Source organism: Streptomyces lavendulae subsp. lavendulae, from assembly GCF_002803845.1.
Taxonomy (GTDB): Bacteria; Actinomycetota; Actinomycetes; order Streptomycetales; family Streptomycetaceae; genus Streptomyces; species Streptomyces lavendulae.
This window is the reverse complement of sequence record NZ_CP024985.1, coordinates 7,743,647-7,770,033: the sequence shown is the minus strand read 5'-3', so window position 1 is coordinate 7,770,033 and position 26,387 is coordinate 7,743,647. Positions and strand designations below refer to the sequence as shown.

Here is a 26,387-nt window from a genome sequence, read left to right as displayed (position 1 = left end):
GGTGGCCGCGCGCGAGGTGCCCGCCGTACCCGCCCGGCCCGAGCGGCGGCCCGAACGGCGGTCGGTGTGGCGGGCGGCGGATCCGCCTGTCCCGGAGCCGGACGAGCGGCTGGAGGCGGAGGCCGACCGGTTCGCGGAGCGGTACGCCTCCCTCGCGCCGGGGGCCGTGCGCCCGCTGCCGCGCCCGCTCGCGGCGGCCTCCCCGACGGGGGACGCCGGGGCGCCCCTGGACCCGGCGACACGGGCGGCGATGGAACCCCGGCTGGGCTGGGACCTGTCCCGGGTCCGGGTGCACACCGGTCCGGCCGCCGCGGCGTCGGCCGCCGCCCTGGACGCGCGGGCCTACACGGCCGGCGGTCACATCGTGCTCGGGGACGGGGCACGGCCGGGTTCGGACGCCGGGCGGCGGCTGCTGGCCCACGAGCTGGCCCACGTGGCCCAGCAGGCGCGCGGCGAGGGCGCGGGCACGATCCACCGCAAGCCCCTGCCCCCGGCCGCGGCGCCCGCGGGCAGGAGGGCCCGGGGCGGCGGGAAGCCGTTCGAGTTGCGCGTGACGCGGGAGATGGACCCGGCGGAGCTGCTGCGCCATTTCGTCCGCGAGTACTACCGGACCACGGACGAGCGGGAGGTCGAGCGGCGGCTGCCCTGGTGGCACTGGGAGAAACCGGGCGGGCTGGCGGCGGGTGCCGACGACGTCCGGCGCGGCCGGATCTGGCTGACCGTCACCGATGCCACACGGGCGGCGCTGGACCGGCTGCCCCAGGAGGAGCAGGACCGGATCAACGCGGAGGCGGACGCCCGGTTCTGGCGGCGCAGCGGCCTGCCCGAGGGAACGAAGCTCGGCGGCGGCCCGCAGGACGCGGTGCTGCGCGCCCGGTGGCTCGGCGCCCGCGCGGACGTGACCTGGGAACACGCGCAGCTGCGCGAGCTCCAGGCGCTGCCCGAGGACGTCCGGCGGATCCTCTTCGCGGGCGACCGGCCCCTGGTCCCCGAGGACTACGAGAGGGCCCTGGGCCTCGCCCGCAGGCTGACGGCACTGACCCCGGCGCAGCGCGCGGCCTATCTAGACCGGGTGAACGGGTCGACGGGCGACTGGGACGAACTCGACGCGAGCATCGGCCGGTTCGAGGACCGGGAGCGGCTGCGCGAGGCGGAGGCGCAGCGCACCGAGGAGGCCGCCTCCGCCCTGTTCGGCTGCGAGGACCTCTACCGGCTGTGGCGGCAGCGCAACACCACGCGGCGGGATGCCGTCCGGGGCGGCCCCTACGTCGCCTACCAGCCGGGTCTGGAGCGCAGGGCGACGGAGGCCGCCGCCCTCTTCGAGGAGTCCCTGGCCCGGCACGGGTTCCGGGACGAGCAGGCCTTCCTCGACGCGATGGCCGTCTACCGGCTGCGGTTCCGCACCGAGGCCGTCGACATCGCCCTTGACCTCCTCGACCACTACGACCACCTGCTGTACGTGGAGCGGGGCCGGCTGCAGGGGCCCGGATACGTCGCCTCGCTCGTCTCCGGCATCGCGGCGTCGGGCGCCCCCGGGCTGTACGCGCGGGCCGCGCGGGCGGAGTCGACGGCGCGCAGCGTCCGGGCCGGGGCGGACCCGGAATCCTCCTTCGAACGCAACCGGGCCGCCGCACAGGCCGGCGGGTACCAGCGGGAGGCCCTCTCGCTGCGGGACTCGGCGCAGCGGGCGGTGCTGTCCGCGGGCGGCGGTGATCCGCTGCTCGCCCCCGGGCGACTCGGCCGGGGCACCGACCTGGAGAAGCTGTCCGGCCTCGACGAGGCGGGCGCGCGGGCGTACCTCCTCGGGGTCCTCGACGCCCGGCTCGCGGACACGGCCAGGGCCCGCCAGGAGTTCACGGGGGATCCCGAGCGCGTCTACAGCCTGCCCGACCTGGTGCGGGCGACGAAGGAGAAGCTGGGCACGGACGGCGCCACCGTGTACGGGTGGATCGTCGACGACCACGTCGAGGAGGCCGGCCGGTCGCACGTGTTCACGGCCGTGGTCCTCGGCGTCCTCGCCCTCGTCCTCGCGGCTCTCGTCCCGGTCGGCGGCTGGGTGGCGGCGGTCGCACTCCTGGGCACCTCGGTCCTGAGCACCTACCAGGCCGGGCAGGCGCTGGAGGAGTACCGGGCCCAGTCGGCGGACTACCGGCTGTCGTTCATCGAGGACGAACCCTCGCTGCTGTGGGTCGGGGTGGCCGTGGCGGCGGCCGCGGTCGACCTGGGGGTCTCGGCCGTCGTGCTCTTCAAGGCGTCGGCGAAGGCGCTCTCCGCGCTGGAGGGCCCGCTGCGCGAGCTGGCGGCGGCATCGGACGCGGAGTCGGCGGCGGCCCGCTACCGGACGCTCGTCACGAGGATCGACGAGGCCGAGGGGCTGGACCAGGCGGTCAAGGCGGCCCTGAAGGACCGGGCGGCCGCCGCGCGGGGCCTGGACCAGGTGGTCGGAGAGCTCCATTCCAAGCCCCTGGCCTTCCTCGGCTTCCCCGAACCCCGGCTGCTCAGGAGGGGCATCTTCCACCTTGTCCGGCTGGGCGCGAACACGTTCACGAAACTCCGCGGGGAGAAGCAGCTCCTCGACCTCCTGGGTGACGTGACGAAGCTGTCCGGCGCCGCCAGGGCCGAGCTGGAGGCAGCGTTCTCGGAGGTGAAGCAGATCGTCTCCGTCGGCAGGGCACGCCGCATGGACGAGGCCACCGTGCTGGAGTTCGTCGACCGGTCGGCCGCCGCGCGGAAGGTCGGCGGCACGGGCGAGTTCGAGTCGATCGTGGCGGACATGCGGGCCTGGCACCCGCCGACGCAGGAGCAGGAGCAGGCGGAGAAGGCCCTGGTCAAGGCCTGGGGAGAGCTCCGGTCGTGGCACCGGACCCGGGAGGAGTTGCTGGCCGAGCGGAGGGCCGTCCTCAAGGCGCCGTCCGGGGCGCGCGACACCGAGCAGCTCAAGGCCCTGGACGACAGCTTCAAGGGGCTCGACGACGTCGTCGAAGCCGACGGCAGCGGCAGGACGTGGGTGAAGCCGGGTCTCATCTCCCGGGCGCGGCAGGACGTGCTGGCGGCCGAGGGGGTCGCCGAGAAGGCACGGGTCAGCCCGGTCAAGCGCATGCGGGCGGTCTTCGACGGCTCCCCCGAACGGGCCGAGGTCGCGGCGTCGGGGACGGCCGACCGGGTCGGGACGCTGCGGTCGCCGTCGGAGAAACTGGCCGTGGACCACGTCGTCTCGCTGGACCGCATGTCGCAGATGGAGGGCTTCACCAAGCTCAAGGCCGTGGAGCGCGAGCGGCTGGCGGTCCGCAAGGACAACCTCGTCCTGATGGACGCCTCCGCGAACTCCTCCAAAGGTGCGCACAGTTGGTCGTCCTGGGAGTACTCCTCGAACTACTACACCGACCCCGCCCAGATCGCGCACTGGAAGGGCAGGGACGCCGAACTCACGGCGATCATCCAGAAGTGGATCCTCGACACGGTCCGCGGGCGCTGAGACCTGCGCAAACCACCCGCACGAGTGCGTTCGGCGGACCCCCCTGGGGGAAGGGAGCAGGGGCACAGGGGGAGAGGGGATCGATGCCGTACGACACGTCGCTCCCGGCACCGGCACTGCGGCTGCTGGGTACCTTCCGCTACGAGGCCCCGGGCGGCGCGGTCGCCGTGGAGGCCCCGGGGCAGAGGCTGTTGGCCTTCCTCGCGCTCCACCGGAGCGTCAGCCGCGGGGTCCTCGCCGGGACGCTGTGGCCGGACTCCGGCGAGGGACACGCCCACGGCAGTCTGCGGACCACGCTGTGGCGGCTGCGCCGCGGCGGCCGGCACGTCGTCGACGTCCGCGGCGAGATGCTCTCGCTCCGCGAGGAGGTCACCGTCGACGTGCACGCCTTCCGGCGGACGGCGCTGCGCGTCGTCGGATCCGACGGCGATCCGGGGAACGACCCGGGACTGGGTCTGCTGTTCGCCGGGGACCTGCTGCCGGGCTGGGACGAGGAATGGGCGTTCCTCGAACGGGAGCGGCTCAGGCAGCTGCGGCTGCACGCGCTGGAGGCGCTCAGCGCCCGGCTGATCCGCTGCGGCCGGCACGCCCTCGCCCTGGACGCGGCCCTCACCTGCGTGGGCATCGAACCGTTGCGGGAGAGCGCGCACCGGGCGGTGGTGGCGGTGCACCTGGCCGAGCACAACGCGGTGGAGGCGGTCCGCCAGTACGGGGCGTTCCGGCGGCTGGTCCGGGCGGAGCTGGGGGTGGAGCCGTCGGCCCGGTTCCGGGCGATGCTGCCGCCGGGCTCGGCGGCCGGACGGTAGGCCGCGGCGGCTTCCGGTCGACACCCCGGGGTGGACGGGGCAGCATGGTGGGGACGGGCACGACCGGATACGCCCGGTCGCCGCGCAGTGGGCGCGGCGGTCGGAGGGAAGCCCGAGGCACGGAGAGGGCGCACCGCCGTCCCCGGGGCTGTCGCCTGCCCGTTGGCACGCGGCCGTACCCGCTCCCCCTCGACTCCCGCGATGTCCTCCGGGGCCCGAAGATCCGATGCCCGATGGGAGCACCCTCATGTACCGACGCACCCGACGCGCCGCGATCACCTCCCTGCTCGTCTCCTCCTTCGTGTGCGGCAGCGCCGTCGTCCTCGCGCCGGCCGCCGGCGCGGCGGTGCCGACCGCCAGCTGCACGGTCACGCCCAACGCGGACGGGACCGCCGTCACCATCTCCGGCGAGGGGTTCACGGCACCGCGCAAGCTCAACGACGGCGAGAGCACCGAAGACCTGAACGTGGACGCGACCGGGCACTTCCTCCTGAAGCGCTTCCAGAAGAACGTCGACTACACGGTCCTGGCCGTCAACGAGGACCAGCCGTTCGTCTTCGTGAACTGCAAGCGCGTCCCCGCGCCGACCTCGCCGCAGGCCACGAGCCCGACCCAGCCCGGGTCCCGGCGCGACCGGGCCGCGGGCATCGCGGCCGGCGCGAAGGCGGGCCTCGCGGCCGCCGCCAAGAGCTGCTCCACCCCGCCCGTGGCGGACAAGAGCGGCCAGCAGCACAGCGACACCTACTGGAACAGCTGGACCCAGGCCGCGAACCGCGCCTTCCAGAAGGCGTGCCAGAACCGCTAGGAACGCCGGGAGCGCCGGGAGCGCAATGCGCCCCGGTCCCCGGGAGCCTTCGAAGGCTCCCGGGGACCGGGGCGCGTCACCACGTGTCCTGCACCCGTCAGGCGTGGTCCCCCGGGTACAGCGCCGCACGCCGGAAGGCGTCGAGACCGGCGGTGGGCTCGCCGTCGCGCCCGTCCGCCGCAGGGATCCCGGCGGCCAGGACGTAGAGGGCCGTTTCGGCGATGCCGTCCACGCCGAGGGCGTCCTCCAGTTCGCTGTCGCGGAAGGCCGCGGTCTGGAAGGGGCCGAGGCCCAGTGCGGTGGCGGTGAGGGCGAAGGTCTGGGCGAGGTGGCCCGCGTTCATCAGCATCACGCGGTAGGCGCGGGGCGCCCGGTACTTGCTGCTCATGCGTTCGACGACCGCCGTCAGGAACACCGTGACCGGGGCTTCGGCGACGGCCTCCTGGTCGAAGCTCAGGTGGGTGGCCCGCTCGCGGGTGAAGGCCGGGTCCAGGAGCTCCAGGGAGTGCTCCAGGACGTTGTAGTGGTAGAGCCCGGGCGTGACGCCCTCGACCGCGGAGACGGCCACGTACGCCTCCAGTTCGTGCCGTGAGCCGCCGGCGGCGCTGGTGCGCTTCATGAGGGCGCCGAAGTCGTGGCCGTCGAGGAACTCGCTGGGGCCGAACACCATCGCGAGGAGTCCGGACAGCACCGGGAGCGGCAGCTCCGCCCGGCTGAAGGCCCGGTGGGTGCGGCGCGCGTAGAGGGTGCGGACGAATCCGGCGTCGACGTCGAGGGGGGCGCGGGGCAGCAGGATCCGGTCCGCGGCGGGGTAGTTCTTGAACAGCGCGGGGCGCTTCCCGGCCCGGAAGTCCTCGTTGACCTCGGGGGATTCGGTGTAGGGGGCGTCCTTGCTGGAGAAGTGGAGGGCGCCGGCCTCGGGCGACCAGGTCTCCCAGTGCTCGGCCAGCCGGTCGTCGCGCTCGCGCTCGTCCTCGGAGACGAGGAAGCCGTAGGCGTGCAGTTCGGCGAGGGCCGCGCGGCAGGAGTCCGGATCGTGGTCGGGGAACATGGTCACGGCCTCGTCGACGGTGGTCCAGTCGGTGAACGCGGCGAGGAGGTCGGCCGCCATCGGCGCGAGCGAGACTTCGGATCCGCCGAGGTAGTTCTGGATGACGAACGCCCCGTCACGCCAGTAGCAGACGAGGTTGTGCGCGCGGCGCAGCAGCATGGGGGTCTCCTTGGTGTCCCGAGCGGGGGCCGGACGCTCCGGCCCCCGGTCGGGTTCAGCTACGGGTCAGCGCTGGTAGTGGATCTTGATGGTGCGGGCCTGGACGGTCTTGGCGGCGAGCTCGATCTTCTTCATGGGATTCTCCTTCTGTCGGTTCCGGCTCCGGGATCCTTTTCCCTTCGCCCTTGATGGAATTAATTCTGCCGGTCTCGTGGAGGGCGGCCAAGTCACGTGATTCCGGGACCGGTTCGCCCGTCCGCCGGTGAATCCGTCATTCGACGTCGTAGAAATCGCGGCCGTCGAGGTAGCGGACGGTGGCGAGGTCGCGCAGCACGCTTTCCAGTACCTCGTGGCGCAGTTCGACGAGCAGGGGGTACGTGAGGTCGTTGACGGTCACCGCGAGGTGTTCCCCGGGGTGCACGAATTCCCGTACGCCCATGAAGCTTTCCAGCTTCTTCAGCTCGTCGAGGCCGGTGTATCCGCGCAGGGTTCCCTCCACCGGAGAGATCATGGGCGCGCCGGCGACGAACTGCCGCACCCGGTACCGCTCGCGGCGGCGCTCGTGGAAGCGCTCCGGGCGGACGTAGGCGTCCGCCGTCCAGTTCAGCTGGGACTCGCCGGTCGCCATGCGGGCGTAGTGCGCCGTGCTGCCGCCGCCCATGCGCGCCGCGACCTCGATCACGCAGGGGCCGGACGGTGTCAGCTTGAGCTGGACGTGGGCGGGTCCGTGGCGGATGTCCAGGGCGTCCAGGACCCGTTCTGCGTAGTGGACGACCTCGTCGAGCCGTTCGCCCTCGTACGGCAGCAGCACCATCCCGTCGCAGAGGTCGAGGACCCCGTTCGCGGTGATGTGCGTGGATGTCCAGATGTCGCAGACATGGTGCTCGCCGTCGCGGCTGACCATGTTGAGGGCGTACTCGGGCCCGGCGAGGTACTCCTGGGCGACGACCGTGTCGTTGGGCACCGAGAAGATGTCGTCCGTGCCGACGAGCCCCTCGTACGCGCGCACCGCCTGCTCGGGGGTGTCGCAGTAGTTGATGCCGTCGCTGCCCGCGCTGCTGAGCGGTTTCACCACGATCCGGCCGCCCAGTTCCCGGTGCCACTCCTCCAGTTCGGCGGCGCTCGTGACCAGCAGCTGGCGGGCGCCGCGCAACCCCGCCGCCTTGATCTTCTCGACCATCACGTACTTGTCGCGCCGGGCGGCGCTGCCCGCCGTCCCGTTGGTCGGCAGGCCCAGCCGTTCGCTGAGCAGGTCGGCGAAGGCGACACCGAACTCGCTGTCGGGAACGACCGCGACCGGCTCGTAGCGGGCGAGTTCCGCGAGGGTCGCGTCGAGGTCCCCGTGGTGCACCACCTCGGCCGCGAAGCCGGTGGGCACCACCGACTCGTAGAACTTCGGCCGTACCGGGACGCTCTGCACGTGGACGGCCTCGTATCCGCATTCCTTGAACGCGGCGACCAGGCCGCCCGAGCGGCATGCGGGACTCGCGTCCACGAGTGCGACGTAGCCTTTTACCACCGGATTCCCACCTTTGTTTGTCGTTCAGGATGCGGGTGCGCCGGCCGAGGGCCGGCCGAGCCAGACGGCCGCGTGCGGCGCGAGCTCGTGCCCGGACGCCGGATCGCTGGCCAGCAGTACGGTGTGCCCGTGCGGCAGGGCCGCCGGGCGGTCGGAGAAGTTCACGAGGCAGAGGACGTCGTCCCGGCGGAAGGCCAGCACGTCCTCCCCGGCCGGCACCCAGGCGAACGCCCCGCCCCGGAAGGCGTCCAGGGAACGGCGCAGGCGCAGGGCCCGGCGGTACAGGCTCAGGAGGGAGGCGGGGTCGGCGTCCTGGGCGGCCACGGTGAGGGCGGCCCAGTCGTCCGGCTGGGGGAGCCAGGTGTCCGGGCCGCCGCCGCCGAATCCGTACGGCCGCTGCCCGCCGGACCACGGCAGGGGTACACGGCAGCCGTCCCGGCCCGGATTGGCTCCGCCGGAGCGGAGGTGGACCGGGTCGCGGCGGGCCGCCGGGGGCAGGTCCTCCACCTCCGGCAGGCCGAGTTCCTCCCCCTGGTAGAGGTAGACGGAGCCGGGCAGGGCGAGGGTGAGGAGCGCCGCGGCGCGGGCCCGCCGGGTGCCGAGGGCGAGGTCCGTGGGGACGCCGGCGGTGACCTTGCCGAAGTCGAAGGAGGTGTCGGACCGGCCGTAGCGGGTGACCGTACGGGTGACGTCGTGGTTGCAGAGCACCCAGTTCGCCCCGGCCCCGGCCCGGGCGCCGGTGGCCAGCGAGGAGTCGATGGTCTCCCGCAGCGCGGCGGCTTCCCAGGGGCACGTGAGGAAGGCGAAGTTGAAGGCCGAGTGGAGTTCGTCGCCACGCAGGTAGCGGGCCAGGCGTTCGCCCTTCCCGCTCCAGATCTCGCCGATGAGGACGCGCTCGTCCGGATAGGACCGGGCGATGCGGCGCCAGGACCGGTAGACCTCGTGCAGCTCCTCCCGGTCGACGTACGGGTGCGGCCGCTCCCCCGGGGGGCGGACCAGGTCGGGCAGTTCCGGGTCCTTGGCCAGCAGGTTCGCGGAGTCCACCCGGATACCGGCCACCCCGCGGTCGAACCAGAACCGCAGGACCGATTCGAACTCGGCGCGGACGGCGGGATGGTTCCAGTCGAGGTCCGGCTGCTGGGGGGTGAACAGGTGGAGGTACCACTCCCCCGGCCGCCCCGCCGCGTCCGTGGTCCGGGTCCAGGCCGGTCCCCCGAACTCGGAGAGCCAGTTGTTGGGCGGCAGTTCGCCGTGCTCCCCGCGTCCGGGCCGGAAGTGGAACCGTTCGCGCTCGGGAGCGCCCGCGGGGGCGGCGAGCGCGGCCCGGAACCACGGGTGCTCGCCGGAGACGTGGTTGGGGACGAGGTCGACGATGATGCGGACACCCAGGGCGCGGGCCTCGGCGATGAGCAGCTCCGCCTCCGCCAGGGTCCCGAACGCGGGGTCGATGTCGCGGTGGTCGGCGACGTCGTAGCCGCCGTCGGCGAGGGGCGAGCGGTACCAGGGGGTGATCCACAGGGCGTCGACGCCCAGCCCCGCCAGATGGGGCAGACGGGCGCGCAGCCCCGCGAGGTCTCCGGTCCCGTCGGCGTTCCCGTCGGCGAAGCTGCGCGGGTAGACCTGGTAGACGACCGCGTCGCACCACCAGTCCCGCGGCGGCCGCGGCGTGCGTCCTCGGGTGGGCACGGCCCACCTCCTTCCCGCACCGGGGCGGCCGCCCGGCGGGCGGCCCGCCCGGTGCCTCAGAGCGCCTCCCGGACGACGCGCGCGGGGTTCCCCACGGCGACGACGCCGGCCGGCAGGTCCTTGGTGACGACGCTGCCGGCGCCCACGACCGTGTTGGCGCCGATGGTGACGCCGGGCAGCACGATGACGCCCCCGCCGAGCCAGGCGCCGTCGCCGACGACGATCGGTTTCGCGGATTCCCACATGCCGTGGCGCAGCTCGGCGGAGTGCGGATGGTTGGCGGTGTAGAGCTGGCAGCGCGGTCCCATGCGGACGTCGGCGCCGATGGTGATCGGCGCGCAGTCGAGGAGGACCGCGTCGAAGTTGATCCGGGAGCGTTCGCCGATCTCGATGAAGAACCCGAATTCGCACAGGAACCGGGGCACCACACGCACCCCGGGTGCCGCGGCTCCGACCAGCTCCCGCAGGATCCGGTCACGTTCGCCCTGGTCCGCGAGGGCGGTGGCGTTGAACCGGTCCAGGAGCTCCTCGCAGCGTTTGCGGTAGGGGCGCAGGGCGGGGTCGTTGGCCAGGTAGGGCTCTCCCCCCGCCAGGCGGCTCTTGATCTCGTCCAGTTCCACGGAATCCCCCTCGGATCCGGCGGTGCGCTCCCTCACTCGCCCGCTGCGGGCTTGACGGCGACCACCATCGACTCGGGGCCCGCGAGGTGGCGGACCCGGGTGTCGCGGAATCCGCATGCGCGCATCCAGGCGGTGCAGTCGGCGCCGGTGTAGTCGAACCCCTCCGGTACTTCCATGTGCATGATGAGGCTGAGGATCAGGCCGATGGCGTTGTCGCGCCGCTCGTCGTCGATCAGGGTCTCGTAGACGAGGACGGCGCCGCCGGGGGGCAGGGCCTCGTACGCCTTGCGCAGCAGTAGTTTCTTGGTCTCCAGGTCCCAGTTGTGCAGGACGTGCCCGAAGACGATCACGTCGGCGCGGGGCAGGTCGTCCTTGAAGAAGTCCCCCTCCGCGAAGACCTGGCGTTCCGTCAGGCCGTGCGCCGCGGTGTAGGCGAGGAAGCCCTCGCGGGTGGGCGGCAGGTCGAAGCCGGTGGCGGTGAGGTGGGGGTGGCGCAGCAGGACCTGGGTGGACAGTGCCCCTTCGGCGCAGCCGATGTCGGCGAGCGAGCGGTGGTCCTGCCAGGGGAACTCCTCGGCGATCGCCCGCGCCGAGTCGATGCTCAGTGCCGTCATGTCGCGCTGGAAGGAGCGGACGGAGCCTGCGGTCCGGTAGACCGACTCGTAGTAGTCCCGGCCGGTGTGGGCGCCGTTCAGCGCCTCGCCCGAGCGCAGGACCCGGGTGAGGTCGTCGGCCAGGCCGGTGCTCCGGTCGAGGAAGCCGCCGCCGAGGTAGGCCTCGCTCCGGGCGGGGTCCAGGTAGGCGGCGGCCGCCGGGGAGTTGGCGTAGTGTGCGCCGTGGCGTTCCAGGAGTCCGAGGGCCACCAGCGCGTCGAAGAAGTCGGGGGCGACGCGGGCGTGGACGCCGGTGCGCGCCGCCAGGTCACCGGTTTCGAGGGGGCCGGCGGCGAGTTCGCCGAACACTCCCGTTTCGAGGGCGCTCAGCAGGGTCTTCGTCTTCCAGTGGGCCCACATGAGGTCGACCACCGGTTGTGCGGACGTCATGAACGGCACCTCCCTCGCTCGTGACTCGGTACGGACCGTCGGGGGCCGGACGTGTGCCGCCGGCCCCCGATCGGTGTCTTCGTGGGGTGGATCAGCCCTGACGGTGGATCTTGATGGTGCGGGTCTGGACGGGCTTCGCGGCGAGCTCGATCTTCTTCATGGTGTGCTCCTTTTTCCGGTGGGATGGATTTCTTGCGCTTGTCCCGCGGTTCCCGGTGTTTTTCTTTTCCGTTCGCCGCTGACAGGTATTACTTTGCCCGTGCCGCTTCACGCGGCCAAGTCACGGGATTCCGGGACCGTTACGGCCGGCTGTGTGTTCACCTGCGCCGCGCACATCGCGAGGAAAGCCATCTGAACGCGTGTGGTGGCGCCCGTCTTTCCCCGGATGCGGCGCAGGTAGGTGTCCACGGTATGGACGCTGAGGCCCATGCGCCGGGCTATTTTGCAATAGGTGTCCCCTTCGGCCAGGTGCACGAGGACCTCGCGCTCGCGCCGGGACAGGAGGGAAACGGTTTCCTGAATGTTCTCGATCATCACGGCACCTCAGAACGTGTTGTCGCGCGGAAAGGTGGCCGGCCCGGTGAACTCCAGGGCCGACAGGTCGGACAGGGTCCGGTCGGCCGCCCCGTGGTCCAGGCCGCGGGTCAGGGCGGTGGGCACCGCCACGACCGTCATGCCCGCGGCCCGTGCGGCCGCGACGCCGGTGAGGGAGTCCTCCACGGCCAGGCAGCGGCCCGGTGCGGCCCCCAGGGCCGCGGCGGCCCTCAGGTAGGCCTCGGGATCCGGTTTGCGCCGGGTGACGTCGTCGCCGGTGACGACGGCGTCGAAGTGGCGGCCGAGGCGGTAGTGGCGCAGCCACCGGCGCACCCAGTCGCCGTCGGAGGAGGAGGCGACGGCCAGGCGCAGCCCGGCGGCCCGGGCCCGTTCCAGCGCCCCGGTTGCGCCGGGGAGCAGGCGGACCCGGTCGGGCGTCATGTGGAGCTCCCACAGCCGCCCGAGCCGCCGGCGCAGCGCGGTGTCGTCCGGCGCCGCCGCCCCGCACCGTCCGCGGAGCAGGGCGAACAGCGCCGGATAGCCCTCGGGGCGGCCGCAGACCTCACGGGCCCAGAACTCCCGGGGCAGCCGCTGCCCGTACTCGGCGAACAGCGCGCCGCAGGCGAGGAAGTCGGGGCGGACGGAGTCCACCAGGGTGCCGTCGAGGTCGAAGATCACGGCCTCGTGGGGGCTCCGGCCCGGGGCGGGGCCGGGGGCGGCGGGACGGCCGGGGGCCGGGCCGCCGCCGGGGCGTCTCGCGGTGGGTTCGGGGCCGTCGCCGGCCGGTCCGGTGGGTCGCACGGGCAGTCCACTGCCTTTCGGGGAGGGCGGGGTCACCGGCGGCGCAGCCGGATCGTGACGGGCCGGTGGTCGGAGGCGGCCGGGCGGCCGGCGCGCCGGTCGGGCCACGGGTCGGGCGTGCCGTAGGCGAGCAGGCCGGGGACGAGGCCGGGGGACAGCAGGAGCAGGTCGATGCGGCGCTGCGCCTCCTCCCCTGGTCCCGTCGTGCCGAAGGTGGGTGACCGCAGGCCCAGGTGGGCGCCCGCGTCCACGAGGAGGGGGTCGGACGGGTCCCCCAGCAGCCGGGTCACGGGCGCGCGGTCGGCCCGGGCGGTCCCGTCGAGGAGGTGGTCGGCCCTGCGGTGGCGGGGTACCCGGCTCCAGTCCGGTTCGGGGTCGCCGGGCGGCAGGCTGTTGGCGTCCATGCCCACCACCAGCGGCGGCAGGGCGGGGTCGGCGTGGCGGCGCAGGTGGTCCGACTCGATCCGCCGCCCGGTCGGGCTGAACGGGTCGAGGTGCGCCACCAGGAACCTCAGGGGTGTCGTCCAGCCCGGCAGGCCCAGGGTGGCCAGGCCGTGGCCGTGCCAGTGGGTCAGTTCGGGCGCGGGCCGTTCCGTGCCCAGCGGCTCGATGTCCCGCTGCCAGAACACGGCCTGGTGGCAGCCGGTCTTCGCGAGGAACAGCTCGCCGTCCATGCCGAAGGCGGACTTGGCGTCCTCGAAGAGCGCCCGGTCGTCCCGGTGCCAGCCCCAGCCCTCCGTGGTGAGCAGGACGCGCGGGCGCAGCGCGGCGACCAGCTCGCACTGGGCCAGCCAGCGTTCGTGACGGCCTGCCAGCCGCTCGATGCCGGCCTCGTAGAGGTTCCAGAACATGAACAGGTCGCTGTCGGCGGCCCGGTCGACGGCGGCGGCGCTCACCGCCGGTCCGCCAGTGCGCGGGGGCTCCACCGGACTGCGGTGAAGACCGCCGTGCAGGCGTCGGAGAAGGGCGCCTGCGCGAACAGGGCGAGCCGTACCTCCGCGTCCGCGGGGCCGAGGAAGGTACGGACGAAGAGCCAGGGCCCGTCCGGGTCCTCGCGGCAGAACACCGCGTGGCGCCCGCCCTCTCGGGTCACCAGCAGCTCGGCGTCCGGACCGGCCAGGGCCGGTCCCACTGCCTCGTCGGACAGCGGGCGGGAGACGACGGTCACCACGGCCCAGGAGCCCGCCCTGGTCCGCTCCACGCAGACCTTGAACCAGCCGTCGGCGCCGTGGACGAGGATGCCCCCCGCGTCGCCGAAGGCCCCGCCCCGGACGGCGACCCGGGTGCGGACGGTGTGGTCGCCGGTCATGGTCCGGCCCAGCAGGGGCACGCCGGAGGCCTCGTGGAAGCCCGGCATCGCGAAGAGGTCGGCGCCCCGGTCGGCGCGGATCTCCAGGGTGGCCGCGTTTCGGACCGGCACCGCGCCGGGGCCCGAGAACGTCCAGCCGGTGTCGTCGAGGGCGAGGGCGTGCCCCCGGGGCGGTGTCCTGGTGGGGGCGGTCACCGCGGCGGTCAGGGCCGCGGTGACGCCGTCGGAGGCGGGGGCGGGGGCGGCGGCCGGGGAGGCGGCGGGGCCGGTCACCGCGGCGGCGGGGGCCCTCACGGGGCCGCCATCCCGCCGTCGACGCTGATGGCCTGGCCGGTCACGCGGGGCGCCGACGCCAGGTACAGGACCAGGCCGGCGATGTCCTCGGGCGTCTGGAACTCCCGCTGCGGGACCATCGACCGCATGCGCTCCCAGCACTCGTCCTCGCTCTCGCCGGGGCGGACGAACTCCGAGAGGAGGTAGCGCCACATGTTGGAGCGGACGATGCCCGGGCAGACGGCGTTGACGCGGATGTTCTCCTTGGCGACCTCCTGGGCGAGGGCGGCGGTGAAGCCGATCACCCCGAACTTGGCCGCGCAGTAGTGCGCCACCTTGGAGAAGCCCGAACGTCCCGAGACGGAGGAGAAGTTGATGATCGAGCCGCCGCCGGAGGAGCGCAGCAGGGGGAGGGCGGCCCGGGAGGAGAGGAAGACCCCGTCGAGGTTGCCGGACACCACGTGCCGGAACTCGGCGAGTTCCATGGTCTCGACCGGGCTGACGTGGGTGACGCCGAAGGCGTTGACGACCGTGTCGAGTCGGCCCTCCCCGTCGGCGATCCCCGCGTAGAGCCGGTCCACTGCCTCCTCGTCGGTCGCGTCGACCTCGGCGGCGGTCACGGCCAGGCCCGCGGCGGCGAGCCGGTCGGCCAGCGCGCGGGCCTCGGTGTACCCGGTGACGGCGGTCGAGCGGTAGTGGTTGAACGAGGACGGCAGCCGGTCGGTGTCGGCGGCGACCACCCGGGCGCCCTGGCGGGCGAAGGCCTCGGCCACCGCGGCGCCGATGCCGCGGCCGCCGCCGATGACGAGCACCACCTGTCCGGCGGGGCCCGGTGTGCGGTCCGTTGTCATGGGGTGACTCCTGTCGGGACGGCGCCCGCCGGGGCGGGCGCGAGGGTGTAGGTCAGCGGGGGCAGGACCAGCGCGTCCAGCAGGCGCGGGAAGGCCCGGTAGTCGGCGAGGTTGCGCTCGGGCGCGGCGACGATGCGGCGCAGGGCCGGGTCGTCGTGGCCGGTGCGCGCGGCGAGCGCGTCGAGGGCGGCGCCGACGGCGTCGTCGCGGCGTTCGAAGAAGTCCCGGAAGAGGGCGGTCGCCGCCGCCGCGTCCGGGACGGCGCCCGTACGGGGTGCGACGCGCACGGCCCCGGGCAGGATCCGGTCGTGGCCGTCCGGCGCCGGCACCGGTTCTCCGGCGAGGGCCCGCAGGAAGGCCCCGTCGGTGTACGGGGTCTCGTGGCGCAGGGACGCCGGTGCGATGTCGCGGGTGAGCAGTTTCCGGGTCAGGACGTCCTCGTCGACCCGGCCGAGCGGTCCCACCCGGCCCATGTCGAAGGTGCCGTCGACGTCGAGGGCGGTGGGGACCAGGTTGCGGGCGGGGAGCAGTTCGACGGCGGGGCCGACGTCCGCGGCCAGCACCGGGACCCCGTGGGCCAGGGCCTCCAGGACCACCCTGCCGAGGGTCTCCCGCGAGGCGGTGCTGGGGAAGAGCAGGACGTCGATCCCGTCGAAGAAGGCGGGGAGCTCCTCCTGGGGGCGGACGCCCTCCATGCGCACCGCCTCCGGGGGGACCCCGGCCCGGCCCAGTGCGGCGTGCACGGCGGCGGTCTCCCAGCGGGGGTCGTTGGGCTTGCCCGCGCAGACCAGGGTGACGGCGCCGTCCGACGCGCGGTGGCACCGGGCGAACACCGACACGACCTGGTCGAAGTTCTTGGCGAGCGAGAGCGCTCCCAGATAGCCGATGCGCAGGGGCGCTCCGGCGGGCGGGAGGGGCCGGGGCGCCCGCCGGGGCAGCCGGTCCAGCATGGGGTAGGCCACGGCGGAGCCGGCGGCGGTCACGGACGGGAAGTTCCCGCGGAACAGCCGCCGTGTGTACTCGGTCGGGAAGAGGGCCAGGTCACCGGGTCGCACCAGCGGGGCGCACAGCTCCTCCTGGGCCCAGTAGCCCGACCAGAGGGCGGTGTGGGCCTCGCGGACGATCCGGAAGCGGCCGCCGCGCAGTGCGCGCCAGTGGTGGTAGAGGAAGGCGTACGGGCCCGAGCCGGCGTACACCACGTCGTCCTCGCCCAGGCCGGCGACGCAGTCGGGGCCCGCGGTCAGATCGTGCAGGGTGACGGAGCCGCGCCGGGCGAGGAGCCGGGACATCTCCCGGTGCATGAGGATCGCGCCGTCGGCGATGCCGTCGGTGCTCGGCGCGCGGTAGTCATGCGTATGCAGGCGCATGGCCGGACCCCTCCCGGTTCTCCAGCAGCCGGGCGAGCCGTTCGCGCAGCGGTCCGGGGCTCATGCCGTGCAGCGGCAGCTGGTTCCGGTGCACGCGGGTGGCGATGTCCCGGCGGACGGCGTGCACTTCGACGGGCAGCAGGTGCCGGGCGCGCAGGCGCTCCCCGAAGCCGCTGCCCGCCCCGTTGTACTCGACGCTCAGGATGCGGCGCGAACGGGTGAGGACGTCGAGGGCGGCGGGGTCGAGCCGGGGGGTGAGCGCGGCGCAGTGCAGGTGGGGCAGGCCCACGTCCCGGTTGGCGGCCTCCACCAGGACGCCCGCGTAGCCGAAGGTGACGACGGTGGCGTCGGCGGCGTCGGGTCCGTCGCCGGGCGGGGTGAGCCAGACGCCGCCGTCGATGTCGGCCGAGCAGTCCCGGGCCGGCGGCTCGAACGCCGCGTCGATCATGCTGACGACGTGGGCGGTGGCCGGGTCCCGGGCGAGGCGGTCCAGGCAGGCCTGGAACTCGGCGGCGGTGACGGGCTCGTAGACGCGGGTGTGCAGCAGCAGTCCGAGCAGGTTGGTCGCGTTGTGGGCGCCGCCCCACGCGCCCCAGCTGCGTCCGGCCAGGACGAGGAGGTTGCGGACGCTGGTGGTGGCCTCGGTGAGCATGCTCAGCGAGTCCATGTAGTACATGGCGTCGGTGGCGACGACCTTGGTGACGTGGTCGGGCAGGGAGAGGGTCATCCCGACGGTCAGGGTCTCGGCGAGACCGGTGTTGGTGTACGGCACGTGTCCGCCGAGTCCGAAGCGGGCGGCCATGTCGGGTGTGAACACGGCCAGTTCGCGCCCGGTGCGCTCGCGGTGGGCGCCGAGCATCCGCCCGGCGGTCGACGCGAAGGACACGGGCCGTCCGGGGGCCGGGGGCGCAGCGCCCGCCGGTTTGAAGCTGTGGTCCCCCTTGCGGGTGCGGCAGACGAGTGCGGCCGGTCCGGGGCGGGCGAGGAGCTCGCCGAGGGCCGTTTCGACGGCCCCGTCGTCGCAGCCGTCCACCTCGGCGAGCGTCCCCAGGTAGGCGGCCAGGTAGCCGGTGTTGAGCGGTTTGGCCAGGGGTTCGATGCCCTTGCCGTTGGCGTCGACGACGAGGAGCAGGTTCGTCAGTCCCGCGTCGTGGGCGAAGCGCAGTGCCTCGAAGGCCGCGCCCTCGTGGAGTTCGCCGTCCCCGGCGAGGCAGACGACCTTGCGGTCGGAGCCGCCGCGCGCCAGTTCCCAGGCGAGGCTGACGGCTTGGGCCACACCGACGCCGAGGCTGTAGCGCATGGTGGTGCGGAAGCCGAGGTCGCGGTGGACGACGCCGGTGAGGCCGCCCTGGTGGAGGGTGGCCAGGGGCGCGAAGGGCAGGGTTCCGCGTACGTAGTGTTCGGCGTAGAAGGCGGGGGCGATGTGCCCGCGGCCGACGACGAGTTCGGCGGGGCCCTCGCCGGCGCGGTCCGCGCCGGCGCCACCGTCGTCGACGAGGCCGTGGGCGAAGCAGGCGCGGACCAGGGCCAGTGAGGACAGGTTGCTCTGGAGGTTGCCGGAGCCCGCGATCTCGTGCATCCGCAGCAGGACTTCGGCGCTGTCCGCGTAGAGGCGTTCGGGGACCCGTGCGGCGACCTCGCGCAGGCCGTCCAGGATCCGGCCGGTGCCGGGGCCCCGGCTCGCCATCTCCAGTAACTCGGCCTCCACGAGCCGTCGTTCGGCGGGCGTGAGGCGGGGCAGTGCTTCGCGTGCGGGGGCGGCGAACGCCGCGTGGAGGTCGTTCACCGGCCGGCTCCGCGGACCTCTTCGAGTGCCTCGCCGAGGATCCCCAGGATCTCGTCGATCTCCGCCGTGGTGGTGACGAAGGCGGGGGCGAGGACCACCCAGTCGTCCTGGCCCCGGATGATCAGGCCGCGGCGCAGGCAGGCCGAGGCCACCCGCTCGCCGAGGCGTTCGGCGCCCTCGGCGGCGGCGCCGGTGAGCTTGACGCCGTACAGGAGCCCGACGGCGCGCAGGGTGGCGCCGTGGCTCTCGGCGAGGGCGCGGAGCCGGGGCTCGGTGTACGCGGCCAGCTCGGTGATCCGCTCCTGGTAGCCGCCCTCGCGGAACAGGGTGACGGCGGCGAGTCCGGCGGCGGCGGCCAGCGGATTGGCGGCGTAGGTGTGGGAGGGGGCGAAGGACACCGGACCGCCGCTCTCGCCGAGCGCATCGGCGATGTGACCGGCCATCAGGACGGCGGCCAGGGGCGCGTACCCGCCGGAGATGCCCTTGCCCACGCAGAGGATGTCGGGGGTCACCCCGAAGGTCTGGGCGGCGAAGGGCGCTCCGGTGCGGCCGAAGCCGGTGACGATCTCGTCGAAGACGAGCAGGACGCCGTGGCGGTCGCAGACCTCGCGGACCCGGGCGAGGTAGTCGGCCGGCGCGATGGCCATGCCGCGCAGGTGGATGACGGGCTCCATGACGATCGCCGCCACCGAGTCGGGTCCCTCGGCCTCGATGGTCCGCTCGATCATGGACGCGGCGAGGGCGCCCGACTTCTCCGGCGGGACGTCCCAGAAGGACTCCAGGCAGTCCGGCGGCCACACGTGCACGACGCCCGGGAGCCCGGGGCCGAACCGGGTGACGTCGGGGCGCCCGGTGAGGGACAGGGAGCCGAAGGTGGCCCCGTGGTAGCCGTGGTAGTAGCTGAGGATCTTCACCTTGCCGGGGTTGCCGCGGGCGCGGTGGTGGAGCCTGGCCAGGCGCATCGCGGCCTCCACGGCCTCCGAGCCGCCGTTGACGAGCTTGGCGGCCGTGATGCCGGGGGGCGCCAGGTCGACGAGGGCCCGCGCCAGTTCCAGGGCGGCGCGGTTGGTGCCGTGCAGGGGCGGGTTGAAGGGCAGGGTGCGCAACTGCCGGGTCACGGCGCCGACGATGGGCTCGCAGTCGTAGCCGAAGCAGGTCACGAAGACTCCGGAGAGCGCGTCGAGGTAGCTGCGGCCGGCCGCGTCGGAGAGGCGGATGCCCTTGGCGGACTCGAAGAGCAGGGATTCCGCCGAGTGCGGCACCTCGAAGCAGAAGGCCGACAGGTCGTCGGGCCAGGAGGAGGCGGGGTCCGCTGGTGTGGTGGTGGTCGTCGTCATGGACGGCTCCTTCGGGTGAGGGGGTGAGGAGACGGACGTGCGCGGGCACGCCGGAGCGGCCCGGCGGGGGGCGGTGGGTACGGGGGGCGGCGGCGGAGCGGTCAGCCGGCCGCGGCGGCACTGAGCAGCCGGTGGACGCAGAGTCTTCGCGCCGGGGACAGCAGCTCGAAGTAGGCGAGCCACTGGGGGGCCAGGACGCCCCGGTCCAGGATGTCCTTGGCGATGTCCACGATGACCGGCAGCGAGTGCGCCATCAGGAGGGGCATGAGGAGCACCTCGTCCCCGGGCTTGAGCAGCCCGCGGCTGCGCCCGGTGCGCAGGAAGCGGGCGAGGACGTCCCGGGCGGCGGCGGTGTCGGCGCCGCAGGCGAGGACGGCCGTGTCGGCGGTCCAGGCGAGGTCGAGGAGCCGGTCGGCGACGTGGAGGTTGTCGAAGTCGAGGACGGCCAGCACACGGGCCGCGCCGCGGCCGGAGAGCAGGAAGTGGTGGACGTGCAGGTCCCCGTGGACGACGGAGGGACGTCCGGCGGCGGCCGACGGCGGCCGGGACAGGGACCTCAGCAGCGGGGCGGAGGCGGCGAGTTCGCGCAGGACCCGGGCGGCGGCACGGTGCCAGCGGTCCGCTCCGCGCTCGGCCCGGGGCAGCAGGCGCCGCTCCGCGTCCTGGAGGGCGGCCGGCCAGCGCTCCTCCTCCACCATGAGGGGCAGGTGTACGGTGGCCAGCTTGCCGGTCACCTCCGCGGGGAGGGTGTCCAGCGCCGCCCTCAGGGCCAGCCCGGCGGAGACGATGGCGTCGGCCTGCTCGCGGCCCCCGCTCGCCCGCGCCCCGGGGCAGTGGGGCGACACCTCGACTAGGATCCCGTCGTGGCGGACGGCGGGCCTGCCGTCGGCGGCCGGGACGACGGGCAGGACGGGCACGCCCCGCCGGGAGCAGTGGGCGAGGATCCGGGCCTTGAGGGCGGGGAAGTTCCCGGGCCGGGCGGCCTCGGTGTTCAGCTGCACCTTGAGCACGTGGTCACCGCCGGGCCCGGCGACCCGCCACAGCCCCGCGGTGTGGGTGAGCGGGGCAGCGCCCCCGACGGTGAGCGGGCTCAGTCCGGCGGCGCCCCACGCGTCGCCCCAGTGGGTGGCGAGGACGTGGCGCACCCACTCCACCGTTCCGGCCGGGGCGGCAACGGTCATCGGCTTTCCTTCCGTTCCCTCGGTGCATGTGGCGTCGACGCGCCGCACAGCTTTCCTGGAGAACTGTCCTGGACGCGGCTAAGGCAGGCGTCACGGTTTCCTCGCGGCCAACCGGATTCCCGCTCAAACGGGTTGCGGTGGACCGGCGTTCGTCCGCCACCCGCCGGCCGCCGGTCTGCCGCACCACGACGTCCCGCAGTAGATGAACCTTCAATTGTCTTGCCGGGAAGCCGAGTTGGCCTGATCCCGAGATGACCGGCGGGACGCCCGCATGGCATGATCAACCTTCAGATTACTTACGAGTAACACCTGCTACCCCGATCCGAAGGTCACACCTACGTGCGCATGCTCACCCGACGCCTCCTGCTCCCCGGCCTGACCACCCTGGCGCTCGCCGCCACCGGCTGCTCCTCGACACCGCACACCGGTGCGGTCGCCGAGGCAGGAGGCTCCCCCACCACCGCGTCACAGGGCGACGGCACCCAGCAGCTGACCGTGGACGCCGCCCCGCAGGGCTCGGCCGCCCCCTCCGCCATCGCCCGCACCCGGACCGGCCAGACGCAGCCCGAGAAGTCCTCGCTGAAGGTCGCCTCCTACGACAAGGCCAGCGGACGGGCCGTCATATCCAAGGCCCCGCAGGGGACCGGTGGTTCCCCGACCCACTCCCCCACACCCGACCAGCCCGTCGCCGTCGGCGACGTCATCGCCAGCGCCCCGGCGCCCGGCGCCCCGGACGGCCTGCTCGCGAAGGTCACCGAGGTCGTCAAGAAGACCGACCGCGGCACCGAGGTGAAGACCGCCTCCACCACCCTGGCCTCCGTCCTGAAGGACGACAAGGCCGACGGCAAGGTCCCGGTCGACCCCGCCACCGTCGCGGTCGAGCCCCTGATGAAGGGCGTCACCGTCTCCTGGGCCAAGGGCGGCGGCCTGCGCTCCGGGCCCAACAGCACGAAGCTGCCCCTCGGCAACCTCCGCCTCGACGTCGACGCCGCCGTCGGCACCGCCGAAGGCGCACCCGTCTCGGCCGGAGCCTCGGTCTCCGGCTTCGTCCAGCTGGCCCCCCAGGTGGAGTTCTCCTACGACGGCGCCCCCGGTGCCGGCGCCCTCCCGCACGCGGCCTTCCTCGGCATGAGCGGCGACTGGTCCTCACAGTGGGAGCTCAAGGGCCGCGCCGCGGCGAGCACGGGAGCGCCCAAGCGCATCCCGTTCGCCAAGCTGCACAGCTCCCCCGTCATCCAGGTGGGCCCGGTGCCCGTCGTCGTCAACCTCGACCTCACCTGCTACGTCCAGGTGGAGGCGGACGGCCGGGTCACCCTCGACGTCCGGCAGGACGTCAAGGGCGACTTCCGCGTCGGCGGGAGCTACGCCTCCGGCAAGGGCTGGACGCCGGTCAGCACGTCGGCCGTACAGAGCTCCCCGGTGAAGGCCGAGGTCAGCGCCGCCGGAAAGGTCAAGGCCGCGCTCGGTGCGGAGGCCTCGGTCGGCCTGTACGGGGCCGTGGGCGTCGGCGCCGACTTCGCCCCCTACCTCCGCGGCGAGGCCGATGCCAAGGCGAGCGCGTCCACCGACGGCAAGACCTCGGCGACGGGCTCCTGGGCGCTGCACGGCGGATTCGACCTGAGCGGCCAGCTCCACGTCGGGCTGTCCCTGTTCGGCACGCCGGTCATGGACCGCCGCATCCCGCTCGGCACCCTCAACCGCGAGTGGCCCCTGGCGAGCGGACGCGCCGGCCTCTGACCGGACGCACCCGCAGAACCCCACCGGACGGGCGGGAAGGCGAGCGCGCCTCCCGCCCGTCCGGCACGTCCGGGGCCGGGCGGGGATCCTGGACGGGGAGGCACCGGGCCGTGGGCCGCGCCCGCGCGTCCGCCCGCGAGCCGCCCCGTACGCCCGTACACCCGTACTCCCCGTCCGAACCCCCGGAGGGCCGAGCACCCCATGAGCAGCAACCCCGACAACGGGCCCGCCGTCTCGCGGCGGGAGTTCGACGAGCTCTTCGAGGCGGTCCGTACGTGGGGCCGCTGGCCCGCACCCGGTCGCGGCGCCTGGAACCGGGTGACCGCGGACCACGTGCGCGCGGCCGCCTCCCTGGTCCGGACCGGCACGGTCGTCCCGATAGGACGCCCCTGGGACACCCGCCCCGGGCCGGACAACACCAGGCCCGCCCTGCACCACATGTCCGACCTCGGCGACGTGGAGCCCCCGGAGCCGTCCGCGTACAAGGACTTCCTCGGCGCGGACTACCACGGCAAGAGCGTGACCCACCTGGACGCGCTGTCCCACCTCGCCTACCGGGGCCTGCTGTACGACGGCCGCGACGCGCGGGGGTCCGTCGGCGCCGGGGGCGCCCGCTTCGGCTCGGTGCAGGAGCTCGGCCCGCTCGTGACCCGCGGGGTGCTGCTCGACCTGCCCGCCGTCCTCGGGGTCGACTGGCTGGAGCCCGGGCGGGCGGTGCACGCGGCGGACGTGACCGCCGCCGAGCGGGCCCTGGGGGTGACGCTCGGTGACGGGGACGCGGTGCTGCTGCGCTCGGGCCGCTTCCGGCGGCGCCGGGAGCTCGGCCCCTGGGACTGCGGCGCGGCGAGCGCGGGCTGGCACGTGGACGCCGTACCTCTGCTGGGCGAGCGGGGCGTCTGCCTGCTCGGCGCCGACGGGGACAGCGACGTACGGCCGTCGCCGGTCGAGGGCGTGCACTCGCCCGTGCACACGCTGGCGATCACCGCCATGGGAGTGCCCCTGCTGGACAACCTCGACCTCGAAGCTCTCTCCGCCGCGTGCGCCGGGGCGGGCCGGTACGCGTTCCTGCTGGTCGCGACCCCGCTGAACGTACCCGGCGGCACGGGCTCGCCCGTCAACCCGGTCGCGGTCATGTGAGGCCGGGGGCCCCGGCGCCCGCCGATCGCTGCGCACTCACGCCAGCCCTAAAATGTGAGGAATATACTCAAATCGGGCGATCGAGAGCGTTCCGGCGAGGGGATGTGGTGCAGATGGGGGTGGTGGGAGACCGCATCGGCCCCGTGCGTTCCCGTGACCGTTTTCTCCACGGCGAGACGTTCGATTCGACCGAGGGGGACGTGCGGAGCCCGATCCTGAGCTCGTGGGAGCGCTGCCGGCTGCTGGGCCTGTCCCCGGACCGGTCGGACCTCCCGTTCACCCAGGACTTCGACGCCGACGGCCCCCTGGTCAGGGCCGCCGCTCCCGTACTCGACCGGCTCCAGTCGATCTTCGCGGGGAGCCGGATGAACATCTGCCTCGCCGACGGACACGGCGTCGTACTGGAACGCCGCTTCGGGGACAAGGCCCTGCCCCGGCACCTCGCCCCGATCCAGACCGTCCCCGGTTTCGTCTTCGCCGAACAGGTCGCGGGGACCAACGGCATCGGCCTCACCCTCGCCGAGCGGGGCCTGGTCCAGGTCTACGGCGCCGAGCACTTCGCCGAGCGCTCCCAGTCGAGCGCCTGTACCGCCATCCCCGTACGCGACCAGCTCAGCGGGCACATCGAGGGCGTGCTGTGCCTCGGCTACCCCTACACGGACGCGGACCCGGCCCTGGTCCCGCTGGTGCGCAGGGCCGCCGAAGCCGTCGAACGGCGCCTGATGGAACAGAGTTCGGCGCGCGAGCGCGGACTGCTCCAGGCCTACCTGGAGGCGGGCTTCCGCGCCGCCGGAAACGGCACGGAACCCCGGGACGGCTCCCCGCTCGCCATGGCCGAGCTGCTCCAGAGCGAGCTGGACCAGTCCGACCGCTCGCTCCTGAAGGAGCGGGCCACGGAGCTGATGTCCTCGGCCCGGCGGGCCGCCACCGAGGTGCCGCTGTCCCGGGGCCGGTCGGTGACCCTCGTGAGCCGTCCCGTCACGAGCTCCTCCGGGGTGGAGGGGATCGTCATCGAGGCGCTGATCCCCGAGGACACGGAACGCCACGCCCCCGCCCCGGCCCACGCCCACGCGGACGCCGCCCCCCGCTCGCCCGCGCCCGCCCCCGGCATGGTCCGGGGCCTGGTCCTGGTGGGCGAGCCCGAGGTGGGCCGGTACGCCGTCGCGGCGCGGCGCCGGCTGGAACTGCTGGCCGAGGCCGGCAACCGCATCGGCACCACCCTGGACGTGGACCGCACCGCCTGGGAACTGGCCGAGACGGCGGTCCCGCGCCTGGCCGACTTCGTCACCATCGACATGCCCGAGGCCGTGCTGCGCGGGGAGGAGTCCCACAACCCGACCGCCGAGATGCGGCGCACCGTCGTCCACGGCATCCGCGAGGACTGCCCGTTCTACCCGGTCGGCTCGCAGGTGACCCTGCACCCCACCACGCCCCACATGCGCTGCATGACCACCGGGCAGCCGGTGCTGGAACCCGACCTGAAGGCCGCCCTCGGCTGGATCGCCCAGGATCCGGCGCACGCCGAGCTGCTGCTCGCCCACAACGTCCATTCCCTCATCACCGTGCCCCTCCTCTCCCGGGGCGTCCTGCTGGGCATCGCCTGCTTCTACCGCTCGCAGGACCCCGCCCCCTACGGCGACGACGACCGGGCGCTGGCCAGGGAACTCGCCGCCCGCGCCGCCCTGTGCATCGACAACGCCCGGCGCTACACGCGCGAGCACACCCTGGCCCTGTCCCTGCAGCACAGCCTGCTCCCCCGGGGCCTGCCCGAACAGGGCGCCGTCGAGGTCGCCCACCGCTACCTGCCCGCCGAGACCGGGGTGGGCGGCGACTGGTTCGACGTGATCCCCCTGTCCGGTACCCGCGTCGCCCTGCTCGTCGGCGACGTCGTCGGCCACGGACTGCACGCCGCCGCCACCATGGGCCGGCTGCGCACCGCCGCCCGCAACTTCGCCGAACTGGAACTCGCCCCCGACGAACTCCTCACGCACCTGGACAACCTCATGGTGCGCCTCGACCGGGAGGAGGGCGGGGACCTGCCCGGGGCCGCGAGCACCGGCATCGTCGGCGCCACCTGCCTGTACGCGATCTACGACCCCACCTCGCGGCAGTGCACCCTGGCACGCGCCGGCCACCCTCCGCCCGCCCTCGTCCTCCCCGACGGCAGCGTCTCGCTCCTGGACCTGCCCGCCGGTCCCCCGCTGGGCCTCGGCGGCCTGCCCTTCGAATCGGCGGAGATCACCCTCCCCGTCCACAGCCAGCTGGTCCTGTACACCGACGGGCTCATCGAGGACCGCCACCGCGACATCGACACGGCCCTGGAGCAGCTGCACCGCGCGCTGTCCCACCCGGACCGCGCCCCGGAGGACACCTGCCGGGCGGTCCTGGACGCCGTGGCCCCCGAACACCCCGGTGACGACATCGCGCTGCTGGTCGCCCGCACCAACGCCCTGCCCGCCGACCGGATCGCCGCCTGGGACCTGGACGCCGATCCGGCCCTCGTGGGCCGGGTCCGCGCCGCCGCGATGGAGCAGCTGGACCGGTGGGGGCTGGAGGAGTCCTCCTTCGCCACGGAACTGCTGCTCAGCGAGCTGGTCACGAACGCCGTCCGCTACGGGAGCGCCCCCATCCGGGTCCGCCTGATCCTCGACCGGACCCTGATCTGCGAGGTGCACGACGCGAGCAACTCCGCCCCCCGCATGCGTCACGCGGCCTCCACCGACGAGGGCGGCCGCGGCCTGTTCCTCGTCGCCCAGCTCGCGCAGGCCTGGGGGACCCGCTACACCACCGGCGGGAAGGTGATCTGGGCCGAGTGCGCCCTGGACGCCGCGTGAACGGCGCCGCCGGATTCCGGTACCCAGCCGGGGCAAATACCGTGGATACCGGTGCACATCGGCATAGAATCCCCGT

20 protein-coding genes are annotated in these 26,387 nt (G+C 74.0%); 6 read left to right on the top strand and 14 right to left on the bottom strand.

All coding sequences use genetic code 11. The features are described 5' to 3' along the window. Nucleotide 1 precedes the first annotated feature (1 nt). From SLAV_RS42735 to SLAV_RS34770, 3 genes are all read left to right on the top strand, one after another. Entirely contained in the window at nt 2-3,475 is a 3,474-nt protein-coding gene (locus tag SLAV_RS42735; RefSeq protein WP_051840935.1) for an eCIS core domain-containing protein, read from the top strand. An 83-nt stretch (nt 3,476-3,558) separates the two neighbouring features. After that, nucleotides 3,559-4,281, top strand: coding sequence for an AfsR/SARP family transcriptional regulator (locus SLAV_RS34775; RefSeq protein WP_037687343.1), 723 nt, complete (start codon nt 3,559-3,561; stop codon nt 4,279-4,281). 247 nt (nt 4,282-4,528) lie between these two features. Further along, nucleotides 4,529-5,086, top strand: a complete 558-nt coding sequence (locus SLAV_RS34770; protein WP_030230014.1) for a hypothetical protein — start codon at nt 4,529-4,531, stop codon at nt 5,084-5,086. Nucleotides 5,087-5,183: 97 nt separating this feature from the next. Here SLAV_RS34770 and SLAV_RS34765 read toward each other — a convergent pair whose 3' ends face one another. From SLAV_RS34765 to SLAV_RS34700, 14 genes are all read right to left on the bottom strand, one after another. Beyond that, on the bottom strand, nt 5,184-6,296 hold the full coding sequence (locus SLAV_RS34765) for a SagB family peptide dehydrogenase (RefSeq protein WP_030230013.1): 1,113 nt from the start codon (nt 6,294-6,296) through the stop codon (nt 5,184-5,186). A 271-nt stretch (nt 6,297-6,567) separates the two neighbouring features. After that, on the bottom strand, nt 6,568-7,791 hold the full coding sequence (locus tag SLAV_RS34760) for an ATP-grasp domain-containing protein (protein WP_100661127.1): 1,224 nt from the start codon (nt 7,789-7,791) through the stop codon (nt 6,568-6,570). Nucleotides 7,792-7,839: 48 nt separating this feature from the next. Beyond that, nucleotides 7,840-9,501: a glycoside hydrolase family 13 protein gene (locus SLAV_RS34755; protein ID WP_037687340.1), complete on the bottom strand. Its 1,662-nt coding sequence runs from the start codon at nt 9,499-9,501 to the stop codon at nt 7,840-7,842. Between the two features lie 56 nt (nt 9,502-9,557). Then, a complete protein-coding gene (locus SLAV_RS34750; protein ID WP_030230010.1) occupies nt 9,558-10,115 on the bottom strand; it encodes a sugar O-acetyltransferase in 558 nt (185 codons plus the stop codon). A gap of 38 nt (nt 10,116-10,153) precedes the next feature. Beyond that, nucleotides 10,154-11,164, bottom strand: a complete 1,011-nt coding sequence (locus tag SLAV_RS34745) for a methyltransferase (RefSeq protein WP_037687337.1) — start codon at nt 11,162-11,164, stop codon at nt 10,154-10,156. 267 nt (nt 11,165-11,431) lie between these two features. Continuing rightward, nucleotides 11,432-11,698: a response regulator transcription factor gene (locus SLAV_RS34740; protein WP_063760299.1), complete on the bottom strand. Its 267-nt coding sequence runs from the start codon at nt 11,696-11,698 to the stop codon at nt 11,432-11,434. A 9-nt stretch (nt 11,699-11,707) separates the two neighbouring features. Further along, entirely contained in the window at nt 11,708-12,499 is a 792-nt protein-coding gene (locus SLAV_RS34735; RefSeq protein ID WP_078950332.1) for an HAD family hydrolase, read from the bottom strand. A 32-nt stretch (nt 12,500-12,531) separates the two neighbouring features. Continuing rightward, entirely contained in the window at nt 12,532-13,395 is an 864-nt protein-coding gene (locus SLAV_RS34730) for an endonuclease/exonuclease/phosphatase family protein (RefSeq protein ID WP_234333603.1), read from the bottom strand. After that, nucleotides 13,392-14,102, bottom strand: a complete 711-nt coding sequence (locus SLAV_RS34725; RefSeq protein ID WP_051840933.1) for a DUF1349 domain-containing protein — start codon at nt 14,100-14,102, stop codon at nt 13,392-13,394. Before SLAV_RS34725 ends, SLAV_RS34730 begins: the two co-directional genes overlap by 4 nt. Then, nucleotides 14,099-14,932, bottom strand: a complete 834-nt coding sequence (locus tag SLAV_RS34720; RefSeq protein WP_030230004.1) for an SDR family NAD(P)-dependent oxidoreductase — start codon at nt 14,930-14,932, stop codon at nt 14,099-14,101. Before SLAV_RS34720 ends, SLAV_RS34725 begins: the two co-directional genes overlap by 4 nt. Beyond that, entirely contained in the window at nt 14,929-16,299 is a 1,371-nt protein-coding gene (locus tag SLAV_RS34715) for a glycosyltransferase (RefSeq protein ID WP_030230003.1), read from the bottom strand. Before SLAV_RS34715 ends, SLAV_RS34720 begins: the two co-directional genes overlap by 4 nt. Further along, entirely contained in the window at nt 16,280-18,085 is a 1,806-nt protein-coding gene (locus SLAV_RS34710) for a 1-deoxy-D-xylulose-5-phosphate synthase N-terminal domain-containing protein (protein WP_051840931.1), read from the bottom strand. The genes SLAV_RS34715 and SLAV_RS34710 overlap by 20 nt, the downstream gene beginning before the upstream one ends. Continuing rightward, nucleotides 18,082-19,422, bottom strand: coding sequence for an aminotransferase family protein (locus tag SLAV_RS34705; RefSeq protein ID WP_030230001.1), 1,341 nt, complete (start codon nt 19,420-19,422; stop codon nt 18,082-18,084). The genes SLAV_RS34710 and SLAV_RS34705 overlap by 4 nt, the downstream gene beginning before the upstream one ends. Nucleotides 19,423-19,523: 101 nt before the next feature. Next, complete coding sequence (locus SLAV_RS34700) at nt 19,524-20,603, bottom strand: phosphotransferase (protein WP_078950331.1); 1,080 nt, start codon at nt 20,601-20,603, stop codon at nt 19,524-19,526. A gap of 339 nt (nt 20,604-20,942) precedes the next feature. On the opposite strand from SLAV_RS34700, the gene SLAV_RS34695 reads away from it, so the two are divergent. The 3 genes from SLAV_RS34695 (at nt 20,943) to SLAV_RS34685 (ending at nt 26,311) form a co-directional block, all read left to right on the top strand. Continuing rightward, nucleotides 20,943-22,340, top strand: coding sequence for a hypothetical protein (locus SLAV_RS34695; protein ID WP_030229999.1), 1,398 nt, complete (start codon nt 20,943-20,945; stop codon nt 22,338-22,340). A gap of 201 nt (nt 22,341-22,541) precedes the next feature. Continuing rightward, nucleotides 22,542-23,477: a cyclase family protein gene (locus tag SLAV_RS34690; RefSeq protein WP_030229998.1), complete on the top strand. Its 936-nt coding sequence runs from the start codon at nt 22,542-22,544 to the stop codon at nt 23,475-23,477. A gap of 113 nt (nt 23,478-23,590) precedes the next feature. After that, entirely contained in the window at nt 23,591-26,311 is a 2,721-nt protein-coding gene (locus SLAV_RS34685; protein WP_030229997.1) for a SpoIIE family protein phosphatase, read from the top strand. Nucleotides 26,312-26,387: the final 76 nt, after the last annotated feature.

What these genes read in the sequence shown, in the direction of transcription:
- SLAV_RS34775 (WP_037687343.1), top strand. Translation starts at nt 3,559, where the DNA reads ATGCCGTACGACACGTCGCTCCCGGCACCGGCACTGCGGCTGCTGGGT.
- SLAV_RS34770 (WP_030230014.1), top strand. Translation starts at nt 4,529, where the DNA reads ATGTACCGACGCACCCGACGCGCCGCGATCACCTCCCTGCTCGTCTCC.
- SLAV_RS34765 (WP_030230013.1), bottom strand. Translation starts at nt 6,296, where the DNA reads ATGCTGCTGCGCCGCGCGCACAACCTCGTCTGCTACTGGCGTGACGGG.
- SLAV_RS34745 (WP_037687337.1), bottom strand. Translation starts at nt 11,164, where the DNA reads ATGACGTCCGCACAACCGGTGGTCGACCTCATGTGGGCCCACTGGAAG.
- SLAV_RS34740 (WP_063760299.1), bottom strand. Translation starts at nt 11,698, where the DNA reads ATGATCGAGAACATTCAGGAAACCGTTTCCCTCCTGTCCCGGCGCGAG.
- SLAV_RS34720 (WP_030230004.1), bottom strand. Translation starts at nt 14,932, where the DNA reads ATGACAACGGACCGCACACCGGGCCCCGCCGGACAGGTGGTGCTCGTC.
- SLAV_RS34715 (WP_030230003.1), bottom strand. Translation starts at nt 16,299, where the DNA reads ATGCGCCTGCATACGCATGACTACCGCGCGCCGAGCACCGACGGCATC.
- SLAV_RS34705 (WP_030230001.1), bottom strand. Translation starts at nt 19,422, where the DNA reads ATGACGACGACCACCACCACACCAGCGGACCCCGCCTCCTCCTGGCCC.
- SLAV_RS34700 (WP_078950331.1), bottom strand. Translation starts at nt 20,603, where the DNA reads ATGACCGTTGCCGCCCCGGCCGGAACGGTGGAGTGGGTGCGCCACGTC.
- SLAV_RS34690 (WP_030229998.1), top strand. Translation starts at nt 22,542, where the DNA reads ATGAGCAGCAACCCCGACAACGGGCCCGCCGTCTCGCGGCGGGAGTTC.
- SLAV_RS34685 (WP_030229997.1), top strand. Translation starts at nt 23,591, where the DNA reads ATGGGGGTGGTGGGAGACCGCATCGGCCCCGTGCGTTCCCGTGACCGT.